At 38.1% G+C, this 17473-nt stretch carries 14 protein-coding genes; 3 read left to right on the forward strand and 11 right to left on the reverse strand.

Features of this window, described 5'->3' with window-relative positions:
• The first annotated feature begins 300 nt into the window (after window positions 1–300).
• Window positions 301–1404, forward strand: a complete 1104-nt coding sequence (locus H4J50_RS02070) for a 1-acyl-sn-glycerol-3-phosphate acyltransferase (protein ID WP_182254142.1) — start codon at window positions 301–303, stop codon at window positions 1402–1404.
• A gap of 132 nt (window positions 1405–1536) precedes the next feature.
• On the opposite strand, the gene H4J50_RS02075 is transcribed toward H4J50_RS02070, so the two are convergent.
• The 8 genes from H4J50_RS02075 to H4J50_RS02110 all read right to left on the reverse strand — a co-directional run bounded on the left by H4J50_RS02075 (window position 1537) and on the right by H4J50_RS02110 (window position 11034).
• Window positions 1537–3045 (reverse strand): hypothetical protein, encoded by a 1509-nt coding sequence (locus tag H4J50_RS02075; RefSeq protein WP_220466080.1) that lies wholly within the window; start codon window positions 3043–3045, stop codon window positions 1537–1539.
• Window positions 3046–3126: 81 nt separating this feature from the next.
• On the reverse strand, window positions 3127–3444 hold the full coding sequence (locus H4J50_RS02080; RefSeq protein ID WP_108456699.1) for an AzlD domain-containing protein: 318 nt from the start codon (window positions 3442–3444) through the stop codon (window positions 3127–3129).
• Window positions 3441–4226 (reverse strand): AzlC family ABC transporter permease, encoded by a 786-nt coding sequence (locus H4J50_RS02085; protein WP_182254144.1) that lies wholly within the window; start codon window positions 4224–4226, stop codon window positions 3441–3443. Before H4J50_RS02085 ends, H4J50_RS02080 begins: the two co-directional genes overlap by 4 nt.
• Window positions 4227–4377: 151 nt before the next feature.
• Window positions 4378–5148 carry a 3-deoxy-manno-octulosonate cytidylyltransferase gene (kdsB, locus tag H4J50_RS02090; RefSeq protein WP_182254146.1) on the reverse strand — a complete coding sequence of 257 codons (771 nt, stop codon included), beginning with the start codon at window positions 5146–5148 and terminating at the stop codon, window positions 4378–4380.
• 56 nt (window positions 5149–5204) lie between these two features.
• Window positions 5205–5387, reverse strand: coding sequence for a Trm112 family protein (locus H4J50_RS02095; protein ID WP_108456701.1), 183 nt, complete (start codon window positions 5385–5387; stop codon window positions 5205–5207).
• 133 nt (window positions 5388–5520) lie between these two features.
• A complete protein-coding gene (lpxK, locus tag H4J50_RS02100; RefSeq protein WP_182254149.1) occupies window positions 5521–6573 on the reverse strand; it encodes a tetraacyldisaccharide 4'-kinase in 1053 nt (350 codons plus the stop codon).
• 38 nt (window positions 6574–6611) lie between these two features.
• Window positions 6612–8375 carry a lipid A export permease/ATP-binding protein MsbA gene (msbA, locus tag H4J50_RS02105; RefSeq protein ID WP_182254151.1) on the reverse strand — a complete coding sequence of 588 codons (1764 nt, stop codon included), beginning with the start codon at window positions 8373–8375 and terminating at the stop codon, window positions 6612–6614.
• Window positions 8376–8541: 166 nt separating this feature from the next.
• The gene (locus H4J50_RS02110) at window positions 8542–11034 is read right to left on the reverse strand and encodes a DNA internalization-related competence protein ComEC/Rec2 (protein WP_182254153.1); all 2493 of its coding nucleotides are present in this window, start codon (window positions 11032–11034) and stop codon (window positions 8542–8544) included.
• Between the two features lie 19 nt (window positions 11035–11053).
• Here H4J50_RS02110 and H4J50_RS02115 point away from each other — a divergent pair, with 19 nt between their 5' ends.
• On the forward strand, window positions 11054–11569 hold the full coding sequence (locus H4J50_RS02115; protein WP_108456705.1) for a DUF2062 domain-containing protein: 516 nt from the start codon (window positions 11054–11056) through the stop codon (window positions 11567–11569).
• Between the two features lie 129 nt (window positions 11570–11698).
• Here the strand turns inward: H4J50_RS02115 and lolE are convergent, their stop codons facing one another.
• The 3 genes from lolE to H4J50_RS02130 are packed head-to-tail and all read right to left on the reverse strand — an operon-like array spanning window position 11699 to window position 14984.
• Window positions 11699–12964 (reverse strand): lipoprotein-releasing ABC transporter permease subunit LolE, encoded by a 1266-nt coding sequence (gene lolE / locus H4J50_RS02120; RefSeq protein ID WP_182254155.1) that lies wholly within the window; start codon window positions 12962–12964, stop codon window positions 11699–11701.
• Window positions 12965–13771 (reverse strand): lipoprotein-releasing ABC transporter ATP-binding protein LolD, encoded by an 807-nt coding sequence (gene lolD, locus H4J50_RS02125; protein WP_259366139.1) that lies wholly within the window; start codon window positions 13769–13771, stop codon window positions 12965–12967.
• Window positions 13764–14984, reverse strand: a complete 1221-nt coding sequence (locus H4J50_RS02130; RefSeq protein WP_182254157.1) for a lipoprotein-releasing ABC transporter permease subunit — start codon at window positions 14982–14984, stop codon at window positions 13764–13766. The genes lolD and H4J50_RS02130 overlap by 8 nt, the downstream gene beginning before the upstream one ends.
• A gap of 394 nt (window positions 14985–15378) precedes the next feature.
• On the opposite strand from H4J50_RS02130, the gene H4J50_RS02135 reads away from it, so the two are divergent.
• The gene (locus H4J50_RS02135) at window positions 15379–17445 is read left to right on the forward strand and encodes a M13 family metallopeptidase (RefSeq protein ID WP_182254159.1); all 2067 of its coding nucleotides are present in this window, start codon (window positions 15379–15381) and stop codon (window positions 17443–17445) included.
• The last annotated feature ends 28 nt before the right edge of the window (window positions 17446–17473 follow it).

Below are 17473 nucleotides of genomic sequence, written 5' to 3' on the forward strand. Positions count from 1 at the left end.
CATATATACGGTTTAAGTTTCAATTAAATCTAATAGCATCACTATTTGCCTATTTTCGCCTATCGCAGGGGGAGTTATTTGAATAAAAACCTAATTATTGTAATAACATTCCACTGACTCATTTAATAAAATCTGTATATTATTTGATTGGAAAAAGCCGAATACTTATTGTCTTTTTTGTATATGAAATAAATAAAGATAAATACTAAACGATCAAACAAAAAGCACATATTTCAATATGATTCGGTTATAATCATTACTCATATAATATTTGTTTTCGACCTTAAAAGAGATTTTTGAATGTTTGATGATATTCGCCCTTATCGTGATGATGAGGTAGTTGACGTAATCGAAAAATTAATTAACGAAAAAGGCTTACAAGCTTCAATTGCTAGTTTAAAAATGCCCCGCTTATATCAAGCTTGTCCCTCATTTGCTCGCACAATAGTAAAGTGGTCGTTAAAAATTCGCGCGCAAAAATTTCACAATATAGATCAAATTCAAATCGAAGTGGCGAAGTATTTACATCATTTGATCAAGAAAAGTACCGCTGGTTTTAGTTATAGCGGCATGGATAACTTTGACAACACCAAACCTGCGCTATTTATTAGTAATCATCGCGATATTGTTTTAGATGTTGCATTGGTGAATTTAGCTCTCTATAAAAGTGGTATCAGTACCGTTGAAGCTGCAGTTGGTGATAATTTATTAGATCAGCCCTGGGTTGCTGATTTAATGCGTATTAATAAAAGCTTTATCGTTAAACGTAGTGCAGAAAATAAACGTGCCATGCTCAATGCATCAAAACAGTTGTCTGCGTATATTCATGATACGGTTGCTAATCGTCAGCAAAACATTTGGATTGCTCAACGTGAAGGCCGTGCCAAAGACGGTATAGATAAAACAAATTCAGCTTTAATCTCTATGTTATTGCTAAATAAAGACAAACAAACACCAATTGCCGATTATCTATCTGAAATTAACATAGTCCCTGTATCCATCTCTTATGAGTTTGATCCCTGTGATACCGACAAAGCTATTGAACTTGCAGAAAAAGAAGCAACAGGCAGTTATAAAAAGCAGGAAGGTGAAGACTTAAAAAGCATTACTCAAGGCTTAACCGGACAAAAAGGTCGAGTTCACATTGAGTTTTGTCAACCTATTCAAGGCGAGTATGCTGATAGTAAAGCCATAGCTGCTGCTATTGATAAAGCTATTATTAGTCACTATAAATTGTACGACACTAACCTAGTGGCACACGCAAAACTTAATCATCTAGAAACCAATAATACCGTGTTAGCCCTCCTGAATAAGCGCATGGAAAACCTTACGTTAGAGCAACAGCAATGGTTATTAACTATGTATGCTAACCCGGTGGCAGCAAAGCAGCACTTACAACCATAAACACAGTTACTGCTTAACTCACTGCTCAAAGCGCGTTAATTTTACCGACAAAAAAGCCGTATTAATAAAATACGGCTTTTGCTTTTATGAATCACACGCTATAACCATCACAAGAGTTAAGTAAACTTGTATTTACTTTTCTTGGTAAAACGCTGACATAGCTTTGTAAAGTGAATATAAGTCAACTTTTGATCCAACCGCATAAGGCGAGTGAATTGATAAAATAGGAATACCAAAATCAATCACTTCCATATTATCGTTAGATAAATCACTGCCGATCGTACCGCCAGAAGCCTTACCTTTGTAAGTCGATGTTTGCCATTTAATATCAGCATTATCTAAATAGTTTCGTGTCCATGCCATATATTCAGAATTAGTATTAAACCCGCCGCCATAAAGCTTTAAGTTAACGCCATTACCCAACCTTGGGGCATTACCTAGCTCCCATACACTTGACCATGTTGGGTTAACACCAGGGTTGACGTCAGCAGAAATAACTTTGGTATTACGTAACACTTTACGCAATTGGTAATCGTTATAGCTATCACCTTTTTGGTTATGCAATAAGCTACTCATTAAGTCGACTAAATAAGTTGAACTTGCCCCTGTGTTATTAATGTTACCAACTTCTTCATTATCAACTAAATAAGCAATCGACGTATACTCAGGAATTTTTTGCTCTGTTATTGCTTTAACTGCAGCGATTGATGACGCTTTATCATCTTGGCCGTAGGCAGCAATCATACTGCGATCAAAACCAACATCACGTGGTTTAGTCGCAGGAACTAAAGCCAGCTCGGCAGAAACTAAATCTTCCACTGAAATATTGTATTCTGATTTTAAATAGTCACTAACCTGATCTTTGATTTTTTTATCTAGCTCGGGTTTAGCAGCCACAATAATATCAAGTTCTTCTTTGCCAATAACATCACGACTGGTGCGTTTACGGTTAGGTGAGTCAACATGAGGTGCCAGATCAGTCACTAAAAAGATAGGATCATTTTCATCAAAACCAACTGAGATATTGACCGTTGTACCATCTTTTTTATCCACTCTACCGACTAAAGCTAATGGAATATTAACCCATTGATAGGTTTTAATACCGCCATGAATATAAGTTTGAAACATGGCAAATTTTTCTTTTTCAAATAGTGGTCGCCCTTTAAGTTCCAGACGTGGCGCATCAATATGCGCGCCCACAATACGTGTGCCTTGTTCTAATGGCTTATTGCCAATGACCATCAATGTAATAGTACGGTCACGGTTAACATCGTAAAAACGTGCACCTGGCTTTAATTTACTTTTCTCAGTAAATTTTTTAAAACCTTGTTTTTTAACTCGTTTAACAGTCTCTGTAACAAAGGTTAGTTCTGTTGGTGCTTTATAAATATAGTCTTTATATTCGGTTGCATAGCGTTCTACCGCTTTTAGCTCTTTAGCACTCAAGTTTAACCAACTAGATGGCGACTCTGTCTTAGTTGTAGTGTCTGCTGCATGAACAACACTAGGTTGTGAAAATGTCAGCGCACTGACAATGGCGATAGCAGTTAATGATTTGGTTAAATTCATAGCAATATTGATAGTAATACTCTCAGATAAAAGACGTGTACTATCATAAAAGTTATCAATATCAACTGACAAGCTTTAATCGATAACCTGTGCTTTTTTAGCTTTAAATACCCTTAATATTAAGTCAACTGACTCAATGAACTTACCAAGAAGCTACAGGTTTAACATATACCGACTTAGAACAAAGGTTATTAACCCAATAAACATGGTGAGATAAATACTTTTAGTTTTGGCTGCGGTGCCAACGGCGAAGGTAGCCGCAATGAGATACGGATTCTGTAGCGAAACACTTAACTCGCCCTGCTGAATAAAAATAATAGGCACCCAAATAGCGGTTAATACCGCTGGGGCACTAAAACTTAACAACTTCGCCATTTTTGCTCCTAAGCGTACTGGCAAGCGAGGATGAATAAAGAGATAGCGCGTAGTAAACGTGATCACTGCCATCAAAAGAATAGTTATTAATGTCATACACTATCCTTAGCAGACGGCTTTATATTGTCTTGATTGTCATCATTGTCGTGAACCTTAGTCATATCTGCGCTTTTACGCTTCTGCAGAAATCGATCGGTAATATAACCGCAATACATGGCAATTAATGCCGCGGCCACTAAATCTAATTCAAACTGCATTAACTTAAACACAACAGATAAAAATGCAGCTACAATCACACTAACCAAAATAGGTAGATTGATAATCGTAGGAATAACTAGCGCAATAAAAGTTACAGCTATGGCGAAGTCTAGACCTAAGTTGGTTAAATCAGGTAAATAACTACCTGCAATAACGCCTGTTATATTCCATAACAACCAAAACACATAGAAGCTACCTCCAGCAACTACGGCATAAATCAACCTCAACTGGCCAACAAAAGATTTACTATGACTCGACAAAGCAAATAATTCATCGGTTAATAAAAACCCCAACCCGTAACGCCATTTGGTGGGTAAAATGTGTAATTTATCTCTTAATGCTAAACCATATAAAAAATGTCGTGAGCTAATAATAAAAGTGGTAAACAAAATAGTCGCTAAGGAAGCATTGTTTGCGATTAACTCAATCGCCACTAATTGCGCAGAGCCGGCAAAAACGATCAGTGGCATCAAGATAGCTTCGAGGGCAGAAAAATCGCGTTGAATAGCCAAAGAGCCGCAAAGGATTCCCCACGGTAAAACAGCTAAGTTAAGGGGTAACATATCTAAAAAGCCTTTTCTCGCCATTAACCAGCGTGCTTTTTTTTTGCTCAGTGCCATTTGGTTTAAACCTTGAAATGTAGCTTAATAATCTAAAAATTCTAAACTTACGTTTAAATGTTTAATTTCGCATTACTCGTGCTAAAAAAAACAAAGTGAGCGATAAAAAAAGAGGCTTATTAGCCTCTTTCAGCATATTTTCTAGTACTTTCTAGTGCTTTAAGCCTTTAGCATACGCCCGTGCTTTTTCAAGGTCTTCTGGGGTATCAACGCCTTCAACCTCTAAACGAGTGTTTGCAACGGCAACGTGAATTTTTTCACCTTGCCAAAGTACCCGAAGTTGCTCTAAAGATTCAACTTGCTCTAATTGGCTTGCAGGCCATTGCACATAATCTTTAATAAAACCGGCACGATAAGCATAAATACCAATATGACGTAAGTAATAGTCGCCAATAGCGTCAATGTTTTCATTATTTAAAAAACGTTCGCGATCATAAGGGATAGTCGCTCGACTAAAATACAAAGCATAACCATTTTTATCGCATAACACTTTAACCGCATTAGGGTTTAATGCTTCTTCGACATTATCAATTTTCATCGCTAATGTTGCCATACGCGCTTGGTGTTGACTTGATAAGTTACTTGCTACTTGAGCAATGTTTTCAACTGGAATAAACGGCTCATCACCTTGCACATTTACAATAACTTGCTGGTCAGAAAACTGATAGGTTTGCATTACTTCCGCAAGACGCTCGGTTCCCGACTGGTGGTCAGCACGTGTTTTACATACTTCGCCACCAAAGCTTTTAACGACACGAGCAACCTCATCGTTATCTGTTGCTACAATAACTTGCTCAGCGCCACTGGCTAAAGCTTTTTCAACAACCCATTGGATCATTGGCTTACCCGCAATATCAGCGAGTACTTTACCCGGTAAACGTGATGACTCAAATCTTGCAGGGATCACTACCACAAACGACATAAAGACCTCATAAATTTTATTTTTATAAAAATGATGTTACTAACTTTAGTTAAAATCTATGCATCATCAGCATTAATGCGACGAGCTTCACTTTCCAGTAACACTGGAATATCTTTTTCGATTGCATAAGCTAAACGGTCAAATTTACAAATTAACGTTTGTTGTTCTTTATTGTAATCTAACTTTCCTTTACATACTGGGCACGCAAGGATTTCCATTAATTTAGTATCAAATGCCATTATTTTCTCTCTTAAGTGTCATATTGCTTGATAACTTTGTATCAAACGTAAAATTTAGTGAATACTTACCAACAGGGCTAAAATTCAAACCTACAGTTTTTTATATAGTTTTATTCTTATAACTTAAATTACATTATTTTTTAACAAGGGCTGCAATTGAATTGATTACCTTCGTTATTAAATTGCTATCCAAATTATTTGAAAAATCAGCATCAACGGGTAAGTACCAATAATTATCTTGAGCAAACTCGGCACATTTTACTGCATCTTTTTCAGTCATCAATAACGGTATATCAGCGGGAAATTGCTGTAAATCTTGTGCTGAAAAATCTTGATGATCAACAAAGCCTTTAACTAACGCCAACGCAAACCCAAGATGTTCAAGGCTATTAAAAAAACGCTGAGGATCTCCGATACCTGCTATTGCATTAATGTGCTTATCGTTTGCCAAATGTGAAGTTAAAAAGCAATCTAGTGCTAATACAGCACCAGTTTTGACATTAACAACCTGTTTAGCCTTTAACTGCATCGTTAATACCGGTATTGATAAAGAGTTATCCTTGCTCGGCCATGAACTTTCGCCATTAACAATGACACAGTTTGCATTTTTTATTCTATTGACTCTTTCTCGTAATGGCCCTGCAGGTAATAATAATCCATTACCAAATAAACGTTTACCATCCACGACAACAAACTCAAAATCTCGAGCTAACCGATAGTGCTGTAAACCATCATCAGCAATAATTAATTCACAACCTAACTCAATTAAACGCTGACATGCTTGAACTCTATCAGCGCCAATGACCACAGGAATACCACTACGTTTAAATATTAATAGCGGCTCATCACCTGCTTGCTCTGCATTACTTTTAATATCAACTTGGTAAGGATAATGTGGCGCTTTAGAGCCATAACCACGGCTTACTACTCCAACCTTTACGCCTTTTTCGCTCAGCTTTTCAACTAAATATAAAGTAGCAGGTGTTTTACCATTACCACCAATACCAATATTACCAACGACAACAATCGGCACCGACAAGTTAACCCGCTTTATTAACCCGACTTGATAAGCGAGTCGGCGCAAAAAACTTATGATTGTAAATATGATAGTTAATGGAAACAACAAAGGCACCAATAACCACTTTACCGAGTGGCCCTGAAACCATACTTTTTCAATTAAACGCATAATTTTTGGCCGCTGTTATTCAAGTAATACATTGCTTACTAAGCACCAAATTGAAATTTATGTAACTGGGCATAAGCACCATCTAGCGCTAATAATGTTTTGTGATCACCCTGCTCTTTAATTTGACCTTGCTCCATCACAATAATTTTATCGGCACTTTCTATAGTCGATAAACGATGGGCAATAACAATACAGGTACGATTTTGTTGCAATATACTCAAAGCATCTTGAATATGACGCTCAGATTCAGTATCTAACGCGCTAGTTGCTTCATCTAAAATTAAAAATGGCGCATCACACAGCAATGCTCGCGCTATAGCCACACGTTGACGCTGTCCACCTGAAAGCATAGCGCCATTATCACCAATATTTGTATCAAGCCCTTCAGGTAAAGCATCAACAAACTCCATGACATGAGCTTTACTCGCGGCATCTTCAATTTCTTCGCGGGTTGCTTGGGGTTTTCCGTAAGCGATATTGTTGGCAATAGAATCATTAAAAAGTACAACTTGTTGAGAAACATAAGCAAACTGCTTACGTAAATCTTTCAGCTTGTAATCTTTAATATCTTGGCCATCGATTAATACTTTGCCTGATGTTGCATTATAAAATCGTAACAATAATGAACTTGCCGTTGATTTACCGCTACCAGAACGCCCAACTAAAGCGACGGTTTCACCCACATTTGCCGTAAAGCTTAAATCGGTAAGTGCTTGTTTTTCTTTTTCAGCGTTATAAAAGAAATTTACGTGTTCAAACGCTAAAGTGCCTTTTGCTCGCTCTAGAGAAATAGTGCCCGTGTCATGTTCTGTTTTTTGATCAAGCACGCCAAAAATGCTCACACAAGCCGCCATCCCTTTTTGAAATTCACTATTCACTGTAGTCAAAAGTTTTAAAGGGCGAAGTAGCGTTACCATACACATCAGTACCGTCATAAAAACACCGGCCGAGATATTGGCGCGCATTGAATCTAAATTGGCAACATACAAAACAAACGCTAAAGCAAACGAGGCAATAATTTGTATAATAGGTACGCTAGCCGCCTGAGTTGCTACCATTTTCATCCGCTGTTGACGATTATGTTTATTAATTTTAGAGAAACGATCGAACTCTCGTTGTTGGCCATCAAAGGTTAGAACCACTTTATGGCCATTAAAAGTTTGCTCAGCCGCTGTTGTTACTTCACCCATGGCATTTTGAATGCCTTTGCTTATTTTACGAAAGCGACCTGAAACCACGGTTACTATGCCAGCAATAACTGGCGTAATAAGTAAGAAAATCGACGCTAACTGCCAACTGTTATAAAACATAACAATCAGTAAACCCAAGACAAAAGCACCTTGCTGAACCAAGGTTAATAAGGCTTTAGAAACAGCACTAAGGACTTGTTCGGTATCAAAGGTTAATTTTGAAATCAAGCTCCCCGTTGATTCTTTATCATGATAAGCAACCGGCATAGACATTACATGTTCAAATAATTCCTGACGAATATTAGCGACAACATTGTTACCCAACCAAGCTAAGGTATAGTTACCCGCAAAGTGACAAATACCACGTAAAATAAACATCACTACGATGACATAAGGCGCCCACTTCATAAACTCAGTATCTTGACCGTCTAAGCCCTTATCAATTAAAGGCTGCAATTGTGAGAACACGAAACTGTCGATAGCGGCATAACCTAGCATACCTAGAATGGATACAACCGCAGCCGCTTTATAAGCTTTGGCATAGCCCAATAGGCGCTTGAAGTTTTTTCGCGTAGTATCTTCAGTAGTTTCTTGTGGTGGTTTTGTCGACATTCATGCTCTCAATGCGTTATCAAAAATCTGATCCCTAAGGGATTACTTTAATTAGAAATATTAACTTATCTGCGTATTTTAGCGCTATTTTGCCAATCAACCAACCGATAAACTTTTATAGGGAATAAAAATCGAATATTTACGGTATAAAATACTTATTTACGGGTTAGTTTACAAACCAATATGGACGCATATCCTGACGATAATTGCTTACCTCGATATGTTTTTCAATGGCCTTTGTAGCTTGATTTTGAGTATGTTTTGGACTGAATTTAAATGTCACCATGCCCAACTCAGCCGTATTAAAGGTGGTGATATTAAAAGCGTTATAACGCGCTGTTATTTTATCTGTTGGCATATGCCAACGATTTAAATAACCTGCACTAAATACAGCATAATCTGGCGAAACAGCCGTTAAAAATTGGCGACTAGACGATGATTTAGAACCATGGTGTGGCACAATCAGCAAATCACTGCTCAGCTTATTACGAATACTCGCAACCCTTAATAACCGCCGCTCTTGTTTTACCGAAATGTCTCCTGGTAATAAAACACGATGAATACCATCACTTATAATAACCACACATGAATCATCATTTTTATCTCCATGGGCTTGCATGGGCGATAACACTTCAAACTCTAATCCTTGCCAGCTAAAATTTTGGCCTGATAAACATTCACTGTCGGGATTGAGTTTACTGTCATTTGCAATAACACGGTCAATGGGAATTTTAGCTCTTAAATAACGTAAACCACCGGCATGATCATTATCATTATGGCTAATAATAACACCGTCAATGGATTGATAACCCTGATGTGCTAAATAGGGCAATATTGCTGCATCCGCCATATTGAAACCACTGGGATAGCTTGCACCCGTATCGTAGATAAAAACATGATTATTTTTTTCAATAACAATGGCGAGACCATGACCGACGTCTAGCACCGAAACCTGCCATGATTTATCTACTCGAACACTCAAAAAATCAATATAAATTGCGAGCATCAACAAACTTAATCCTGCAATAAATTTACCTTTACTGAGTCGAAAAAATAGCGCTAGGGCGATGAAAGCGAAAAGTATCATCATAAATTGAATTTGCTGATAGGAAATAGCGACCATTGCCCACTTCGCATTAGCTAAATAACTCAACCACTGCCAAACAAACGACAAACATAATAACGCGACATCAGCAAAAAAATGCGATAAGCCATCACTAAATGGCGAGGCAACAACCGCCAGAAGCGTTAAAGGTATAACACTAACACTCATCAAAGGGACAGCAATAATATTAGCAAAAAAAGCGGCAAGTGGCAGTTGATAACTTAACGTGGCGGCAAGTGGCAACATGGCTAGCGTTAACGCAAACTGCAATACAACAAGTGTTTTTATCCAGAGCCACACACGGACCTTTGCGTTGTACCATTGTTTTTTTAGCGGCGTTTCAGAGACCACATCAACCGTTAGTATTGAAGTGTCTTCTGCTGACGGACCACGCATGGAAAAACGTGAAAATGTTGAAAAAATAATAACTAATGCTGAGATTGACAGCCAAAAGCTAGCACTTATTAAACTCAGTGGCCAAATCAATAAAATAATAACAATGGCGAGTAAAAACCAACGCAGCAGAGAAAGCTTTATATTCAAAAATTTAACTGACCAAAATAATAATAACATCACTAATGCACGCAGGGTGGGAATAGAAAACCCCGCTAAATAAGCGTAATACCAGGCCATAAAACAACTACAAAACACGGCAACATAACTTAAATTCAATTGCATTAAGTTCAATTGCCAAGATTTTGGTAAAAGTAAATTCAACGGTAAAAGCCGAATAACTGCACGGATAAAAATCAAACTTGCTATGGCGACTATGCCAATATGTAAGCCAGAAATGGCAATAAGATGTTGAGTAGCCGTTGCAGATAAAACCTGCCAATGTGCAGAGGTTAACTTTCCACGCTCGCCAAAGCCTAAGGCTAAAATGAGACCACCAAGAGGCTCATCATCGAGTGCGACCTTTAATTTTTGGTATAACGTTTGGCGCCAACTTGTTTGCGCATGAAGAAGTATGTTACTTTTTTTGAGCGTTAATGCTATTGGCGATTTTTTATCTGCTTTAACATAACCTGTCGCGATTATTTGCTGTTGCCTAAGCCACACTTGGTAATTAAAGCCGCCAATATTTGCCAAACCATGTGAAGGCTTTATTTTTACGGCTAACTGCCACCTTTGCCCTTGTTGTAAAGGCTTTTCTGCTGCTTTCCAAGTTAAGCGAATCAAGAAAGCTTTTTTTAACGCTTGCCCCTGCCAATGACTAACTCGAAAATTGAAACGACTGCTCCCCGACTTAACATGGACAATATTACTCACTTCGCCTTGGATCAAATGCACTTGCTTATGTAAGGTAGCAAGATCAATATCATTTATATTTAAGACATGCTTATATTGATATCCAGCAAGTAAGATCCATACTATAGCAGCGACTGAAACAGTGATTATTCTAAATTTAGGTGTAAAGACAAACAGTAATGACAATAGCAAAATGGCGAGTAACAAAGAAAACTCTGGCACTAAGGGTAAGAATAATGACAAAATAGCACTGATAAAAAATGTAAGTAGCCACCATTCCATAGTGATTAATGTCCATTTAGCCATGTAAAGTTAAGTAAATTCTATGCCGAAAAAACTGATTCAACGTTTAATGCCAGATCATCAAAAAATCAAAAATAATAAACATTTGAAAATTTTCGGTGCGTTACTGCATAATGCCAATTTGTGGTACCTAAACCGCCGTTCAGTCAGCAAAGCATTTGCTATAGGGTTATTTTTTGCCTTTATGCCCGTGCCATTTCAAATGGTTTTAGCGGCTGGCTTTGCAATTATAGTACATGCAAATCTACCTTTATCCATTGCCCTTTGTTGGATCACTAACCCATTGACTATGCCTGCAATTTTTTATTTTTGCTATGTCGTCGGTACATGGATCATTGGTGTGCCAACCAGAAAATTCGCTTTCGAGGCGAGTTGGCAATGGTTAGTTGAGAGTATTTCAACTATCGGCCCTGCATTTATTGTCGGTTGTGCTGTACTTGGAATTATATTTTCTATTTTAGGCTATTTATCAATAAATACCATTTGGCGCTATTCAGTGGCAAAAGAATGGAAAAAGCGTCAACTGCGAAGACGTTAAAAACATTTTAGTTTAGATCAAAAACACTTATCTTTATTAACATAAAAAAAATCAGACTTTCGTCTGATTTTTTTGTTTTATCTACGTCGCTATTTTTATTTTAACGATGAGCAATTCAATAGATTAATTTTATGCCTGTCCTAGCACTTGTGCAGGTTCAACTTTAGTTGCTCGCCATGCAGGATAAATTGTCGCTAACAGACTCATTACCAAGGCGGTGATAACCGTATTAATAACATCTTGCTGGCGTAATAAAGTGGGTAAAAAATCAATAAAATAAACGTCAGATGTTAAAAACTCAACCGAAAGTGCGGCTTCAATTGCACGAATAATATCCGTTAAATTTAAAGAGATTAATATCCCTAAACTGGCGCCAAGAGCACAACCAACAATACCATTCATTAGGCCTTGAAACATAAAGCTAGTCATAATGGTGCTCGATTTAGCCCCCATAGTTTTTAATATCGCAATATCTGATTTCTTCTCATTCACCGCCATAATTAATGTCGACACTATGTTAAAACTCGCTACAGCAATCACTAACACTAAAACAATAAACATCACTAAACGCACCAACTGAATATCATTAAATAAATGACCATGGCTGCGAGTCCAATCTAACATATAAACATAAAAATCAAAATTATACGCCACGTCGCGAACAATTTGTGGCGCAGAAAAAACATCGTCTACTTTTAGACGAATGCCTTGTACTTCATCAGGTTGATAACCGACTAACTCGATCGCTTTCATTAAATTAATAAACACTTGCGTGTCATCAATAGTACCGCCAAATTTAAAGATACCAACAATAGTTGCCTGCTGAGTTATGGGTACAGGAAATTGTTTATTAGGACTAACTTGCATATCCTGCGAGCTTACCGGTGGCAGTAATAGCTGAACGTTATCACCCACTTTAGCCGAAAGTTTACGCGCAATACCCGCACCAATAACAATACCGTTTTCAAGCGTTAAATTTTGCCAATCACCTGCAACCATATAACGAGCAATGGCTGAAACTTGCTGTTCTAACATCACGTCTACGCCACGTATCTCAACACCTTTAAGTGCCGCAGATTTTTGCATCATGCCCTGCGTTTTTATAAACGGTGCTGCTGCAATCACATTGGGGTTTTGCTGAATAAGGGCAACATTTTCTGGCCATTTGTTGATAGGCTTATTTACAGCTAGCACCTCAGCATGCGGCACAATAGATAATAAGTGTGTTGCTAACGCCCGTTCAAAACCATTCATAGCTGAAAGCACAACAATCAGCACCATTACACCGATGGCAATACCGATAGTAGAAGAGGCAGATATAAATGATGAAAACCCTTTACTATGACGACTTCGAACATACCGTAAGCCAATAAAGACACTTAATGGTTTTAGCACTTAAGCTTCTCCATCTTTTGGTTTAATAATGTCGTTAGCAATTTCAAGCGGTTTTAGGTGCCCGTGATCTAACTTTAGTTGTCGATCCATTTTGGCCGCCAAAGTTAAATCATGAGTCACAATAACAAAGCTGGTATTTACAGTGCGGTTTAACTCTTGCAACAACTGATATATTTGTTCAGCGGTGTCAAAATCTAAATTACCGGTTGGTTCATCGGCCAAGACAAGTGACGGTTTAGTAACTAAAGCTCGAGCAATCGCAACGCGCTGACGTTCGCCACCGGAAAGTTCAGACGGACGATGATGGCCACGATGTGATAACCCAACTTGCTCAAGCATAGCTTTAGCCTGAGCCAAGGCATCTTTAGGTTTATCGCCACGAATCAACAATGGCATAGCCACATTTTCTTCTGCGGTAAACTCCATCAGTAAATGATGAAATTGATAAATAAAACCGATATGTTGATTACGAAATTTCGCTCGTTGCTTTTCAGTTAATTGATGAATATTGACACCATTAATAAACACTTCACCAGCACTTGGCGTATCTAAAGCGCCAGCTAAATGCAAAAAGGTACTTTTACCACAGCCAGAGCTACCAACAATAGCAACTAACTCACCCGCTTTAACCGCTAAGTCGAGCTTCGATAATACCTGCGTGGTAACAGGTCCTTGTTGATAAAATTTACTTAGCTGTCGACACTCTAAACCCAATGCAAGTTCAGCTTTTACTTTAGATTCACCGCTGTCTGTGTTTATATTGTTATTCAAGTCATTGTCCATTGTATTGTTCAATTTACTATTCATTTCTAAGTACCTCTGCAGGCTGGGTTTGCGCTGCACGATAGGCAGGGTAAAGCGTTGCTACAAAGCTCATGGCTAGTGCAGAAACGACAATAACTAGGATGTTAACTGGATCAAGAGCAATTGGTAATTGTTGCCCTGCCCCTAATAAATTAACGCCGAGTAAACCAAATATAGCGTTTAAATTCAGCGTTATTATTACCCCAAGTGTAACGCCCAAAATAACGCCCAAAATGCCATTGGTTAACCCTTGGGTGATAAAAATTTTAACGATACCGCTTCGGTCCAAACCTAGCGTTTGTAAAATACTGATTTCACCTTGTTTATCAATGACCACCATCACTAATGCTGAAACAATATTAAAAGCCGCAACCGCAACAATTAAACTCAGCATTAGCCACATCATATTTTTCTCCATACTCACGGCGGCAAACAATGCACCTTGGCTTTCTTGCCAGCTGACAAATTGAAAGTTTGGGTATTTAATTGATAACTGCGAAATTACTTGCTGAGCATTAAACGCATCATCTAAATACAACCTTAATTGATTAACGCCATCACCTTTGTTTCGATGTAACTTTGCACCATCTTTAATTTCAATATAAACCATGGCCTCATCAACTTGGGAGCCAACATTAAAAATACCTACAATAGTAAACGTGCGATGCACGGGCACACGACCCATCGGGGTGAATAAAGTTTTATTAGGTAAGGTTAAACGCACAACATCGCCTAAGCCAACATTTAACTTTCGCGCTAAAGCTTGCCCTAAAACAATGCTAAATGGTTGAGTGTCTAAATGGGAAAGTTCGCCATATTCCATGGCCGTATTGATAATATTATGTTGTTCAAACTCAGGCATAATGCCATGAACTAGAACACCTTGCAGGGCAGTTTTAGATTGAATTAAGGCTTCACTTTCCTGAAAAGGCGTAACTTGTGTAACGTCAGGTAACGCCAGAATGTCGCGCTGTAGATCACGCCAATTATTTATATGAGTCTGCTGCGCAGACATTAAAACATGAGGCACCAACCCCAATACGCGCCGTTTTTGCTCACGCTCAAGGCCATCCATAACCGAGACAACCGTGATCAAAGAAGCAACACCAAGCACAATACCGATAATAGAAAAAAAGGTGATAAAGGAGACAAAACCTTTTCCATGACTGCTACGGCTATATTTTAAGCCGATATAAACACTAACTGGCTGAAACATGAACTCTTTCTTTATTGATAATGGTAATAACACCAAGATTATTGAGCGTAAAATAATACCACAGCTCATCAAGATATATCTTCTGACTTTATTAACTTTCTCCCACCTAAAGAAGTGTAGTGACAAAAAAGGCAAATATCCGCTGTTATAATTAGATAAAACAAACAAAATCTAAATTAAAACCAGCTAATCACAAATAATTATACAAATTTAGTCGCTTAAACAGGTTATCTATATTATCTGTAAATTTAAAACTACAGCTTAGGTTAACAAAATGTTAAAAAAAATGACTTTAATCTAGTAAATCAGCTTAATAGCCTTTAATATCTTTTGCTTTACAAAAAAGCTCTGCAACGCTCTGAGCATTCTACATAAATCAAATTGTGAGTATTGAATGAAGAAAATAATAACAAGTGCTGTTTGCACTTCTTTACTGTTCATTGCAGGTTGTAATGAAGCCACTGAGACAAAAGCTGCCGTTGAAGCACCAGTAATACAAAAAACAGCATTAGCATCAGGTATAGATAAAGCCAATATGGATCTATCTGTGCGTCCACAAGACAATTTTTACCAATATGTTAATGGCGCATGGCTAAACAACAACGAAATTCCAGGTGATAAAACATCAATTGGTTCGTTTTACGACTTACGCGATGAAGCAGACGACAACGTTAAAGCAATTATCGAAGAGTTAGCTGCAACTAAAAACTTAACAATGGGTAGCGACGAGCAAAAAGTTGCCGATTTATTCCGTTCATTCATGGACTCAGAAACGCGTGATACTCTAGGCACTCAACCTGTTCAAGCCATATTTGATCGCATTAATAATTTACAAGATAAAAATGAGCTTGCTACATTCTTTGGTGAATATCAAAAAATTGGTGTAGGTAGTCCATTAGCTTTTTACATCAATGTGGACGCTAAAGACTCAACTCGATACGCCACACATGTTTGGCAAAGTGGTTTAGGGTTACCCGACAGAGATTACTACTTTAACGACACGGAGCGTTTTGAAAAATTACGCTCAGGTTACGTTGCGCACATTGAAAATATGTTTAACTTAGCCGGTTTAGAATTCGGTAAAGCTGCAGCGCAAACTATCATGGCCATTGAAACTAAATTAGCAGGTTTTCACTGGACTAAAGTTGAATCTAGAGACAGCACTAAACGTTATAATAAATTTAATGTTAGCGATTTAAACACAGTTACCGATGCATTCAATTGGACAGCTTACCTTGAAGCACAAGGTGTTCCAGCTCAGAAAGACCTTATTATTAACCAACCTTCATTTGTTACAGGTTTTGGTGAAACTTTCGCAGCAACCTCATTAGCTGATTGGCAAACTTATTTAACTTTCCATACGCTTAGCAATTTTGCTGACTCGCTCACTACCGCTTTAGGCGATGAAAACTTTGACTTTTATTCAAAGCAATTAAGTGGTCGTGAAGAACAACGCCCAATGTGGAAACGTGGTGTTTCAGTGGTTAATGGTAACTTAGGTGAAGTTATCGGTAAGGTTTATGTTGGCCGTCACTTTAAACCTGAAGCAAAAACCCGCATGACAATATTAGTGGAAAACTTACGTGGTGCTTATGGCGCAAGTATTGATGATCTTGAGTGGATGTCAGAAGCGACTAAAAAAGCAGCACATGTTAAGTTAGCGAGTTTTGATCCAAAAATAGGTTACCCTGATAAATGGGAAGATTATTCTGCGCTTGTCATTAAAAGTGATGACCTCGTTGGCAACAAAATGCGCTCAGGCACTGTATCACATAACAAAAAGCTTGCTAAATTAGGCGGCCCAATTGATCGTCAAGAATGGGGCATGACACCGCAAACAGTTAATGCATATTACAACCCAACTAAAAATGAAATCGTATTCCCTGCTGCAATTTTACAACCACCATTTTTTAACTTGGCCGCAGACGACGCTGTAAACTATGGCGGTATTGGCGCGGTTATCGGTCATGAAATGGGCCACGGTTTTGACGACCAAGGTAGTAAATACGATGGTGACGGTAACATGCGTAATTGGTGGACTGAAGAAGATTTAGCCGCCTTTAAAGTACGCACTGATAACTTAGTTGCCCAATACAGTGATTATGCGGTATTTGATGATTTAAACGTAAACGGCGAACTTACTTTAGGCGAAAACATTGGTGATTTATCTGGTGTTACCATCGCTTATAAAGCTTACAAAGCGTCATTAAATGGTAAAGAAGCACCGGTAATTGATGGCTTAACTGGTGAGCAACGTTTCTTTATGGGCTATGCGCAAGTATGGCGTGGAAAAATGGTTGAAAAATCATTACGTAATCGCGTGGCAACCGACCCACATTCACCTGCAGAATTTCGTGCTTTAGGCTCACTGTCAAATATGCCTGAATTTTATCGCGCATTTGACGTAAAAAAAGGTGATGCTATGTATATTGCCCCTGAGAAGCGCGTTAAAATTTGGTAGTATCTAAAAGTTAGTACTACAAAACCAT

The organism is Colwellia sp. 6M3 (genome assembly GCF_014077595.1).
Taxonomy (GTDB): Bacteria; Pseudomonadota; Gammaproteobacteria; order Enterobacterales; family Alteromonadaceae; genus Cognaticolwellia.